Below are 2,054 nucleotides of genomic sequence, written 5' to 3' on the forward strand. Positions count from 1 at the left end.
TCAAGGGCTGGACCGGCACCTGTGCCACCTGCAACCGCCCCCTACCCCGCACAAGAACCAGACACAGAACCAGAACCTAACGAAGCACTACTAGGTCCTGTCCGGCCGAGAGACGGAACCGGGGGCGCGGGGAACCGCGCCCCCGCTGTCACGGTTCCCGGAAGGCGTCCACCCCGTTCGGGCTGCCGAGGCCGGTCGGGCCGTCGTAGCCCGGGGCGGCCGTGCAGAGGTAGGCCGGGGTGCAGGTGGTGGGGGCGGGGCCGGTGGTGATGTCGTGGAGGGCGGCGGGGTGGCGGTAGGGGAAGGAGGCGGGGGCGCTGCCGGGGGACGGGGGGCCGGCGAGGGCGTAGGCGGCGGCGATGATCGGGGCGGCGGCGGAGGTGCCGCCGTAGGTGTACCAGCCGCTGCCGCCGTAGGTCTGGTAGACGGCGACGCCGGTCGCGGGGTCGGCGACGGCGGCCACGTCGGCGACGGTGCGGTGGTCGCAGCCGGGGTCGGCCTGCCAGGCGGGCTTGGGGAACCGGCCGGAGCAGCCGCTGCCCGCGCCCTGGTCGGTGCCGGGGGTCCAGGCGGTCTCGTCCCAGCCGCGGGCGGAGCCGTCGGGGCGCAGGGTGGTGCCGCCGACGGCGACGACGCGGGGTGAGGAGGCGGGGTAGTTGACGCCGTAGCCGGAGTCGCCGGAGGCGGCGGCGACGACGGTGCCGGGGTGGTCGAAGTAGCGGCTGTCGTAGGTCGGCGCGTTGGCGTTCTCGGTGGTGCCCCAGCTGATCGAGACGTACTGGGCACCGAGGGCGACGGCGGTGTTGACGGCGGTTCCGAGGTTGCCGACGGCGGCGCTGTCGGCCTCGACCAGGAGGATCCGGGCGCGCGGGGCGATCGCGGAGACCATGGCGAGGTCGAGGGCGGTCTCGCCGGCCCAGGCGGTGTTGCCGCGGGGCAGCCGGGTGCCGCCGCGCTGGTCGGTCTTGCGGAAGCAGCCGTTGTCGGTGGTGCAGGCGGGCAGTCCGAAGTGGCGGCGGTAGACGTCGAGGTCGGCCTCGGCGCGGGGGTGGTCGTAGGCGTCGACGACGGCGATGGTGGCGCCCTCGCCGCCGTCCGCGGGCAGCCCGTACGCGGCGCGCAGGTCGGCGGGTCCGTAGCCGGCGCTGTCCGGGTCGGCGGCGGCGGTGCCGACCACCCGCAGCGCGTCGCAGGAGGCGGTGTCGGCCCTGGCGGGGGCGGTGCAGGTGTGCACCCAGCGGGGGGCGGCGTGCGCGTGGGCGGGGGCGGTGGCGAGGGCGGTGAGCAGGGCGGCGGTGAGCGCGAGGGGGCGGCGCAACGGGGCCTCCGTTCGGGGGAGCGGCGCCGTGGGCGGGGGGTGGGCTCCCCCGCACCGGCGGTCCGCTTGTCTGCAGGGAGTCTTGACCCACCGTCAGGTCGGTATGCGCACGGTCACCCGCTCGGATGACGGCGGGCCGGGCCGGGCGGGCGTCCGGGTCTGTTGCGGAACCGGGACGCGGTGCGGACCCGGCCGGGGCGGAAGTTGAGGGAACCTCATCTCCGGGAGCAGCGACTTCGGCTCCCGGCAGTCCCGCTCACCGTGAGCGGGAGGCCCGACCCGGAAGAAGAGGACCATGCGCGTTCGGAAGATCTCGGCGATCGCCCTTGTCGCCGTTGCGGCCTGCCTGTCGCTCACCGCCTGTGAGGACGGCGACTCCGCCGCGTCCAACGCCGCCGCCTCCGCCACCCCGCCCGCCGCGAGCGCCCCGCCCGCCACCCCGCCCGCCGCGAGCGCCCCGGCGGCGGCCGGTGGCAAGACCGCCGCGAAGCCGTCGGGCGCCCCGAAGAAGTCCGGGGTGAAGTGCACCGACCAGCTCGACTACGCGGGCGACAGCCGCTCCAATGCCGAGATCAACTCGATCGGTGACAGCACCGGCACCTGCCCGGCCCCGCAGGGCGGCAGTGGTGGCGGCGCGGCCGCCGGTACCCCGAAGAAGTCCGGGGTGAAGTGCACCGACCAGCTCGACTACGCGGGTGACAGCCGTTCCAACGCCGAGATCAACTCGATCGGTGAC

2 protein-coding genes are annotated in these 2,054 nt (G+C 75.7%); one reads left to right on the forward strand and one right to left on the reverse strand.

Going from position 1 to position 2,054, the window contains the following annotated elements:
* Window positions 1-148: 148 nt before the first annotated feature.
* The gene (locus ACFUEL_RS07945; protein ID WP_380235171.1) at window positions 149-1,318 is read right to left on the reverse strand and encodes a S8 family serine peptidase; all 1,170 of its coding nucleotides are present in this window, start codon (window positions 1,316-1,318) and stop codon (window positions 149-151) included.
* Window positions 1,319-1,613: 295 nt separating this feature from the next.
* Here ACFUEL_RS07945 and ACFUEL_RS07950 point away from each other — a divergent pair.
* Window positions 1,614-2,054, forward strand: a 441-nt coding sequence (locus ACFUEL_RS07950; RefSeq protein ID WP_380235172.1) for a hypothetical protein, incomplete at its 3' end; no start/stop codon positions are given.

The organism is Kitasatospora sp. NPDC057198 (genome assembly GCF_042670125.1).
Lineage (GTDB): Bacteria > Actinomycetota > Actinomycetes > Streptomycetales > Streptomycetaceae > Kitasatospora.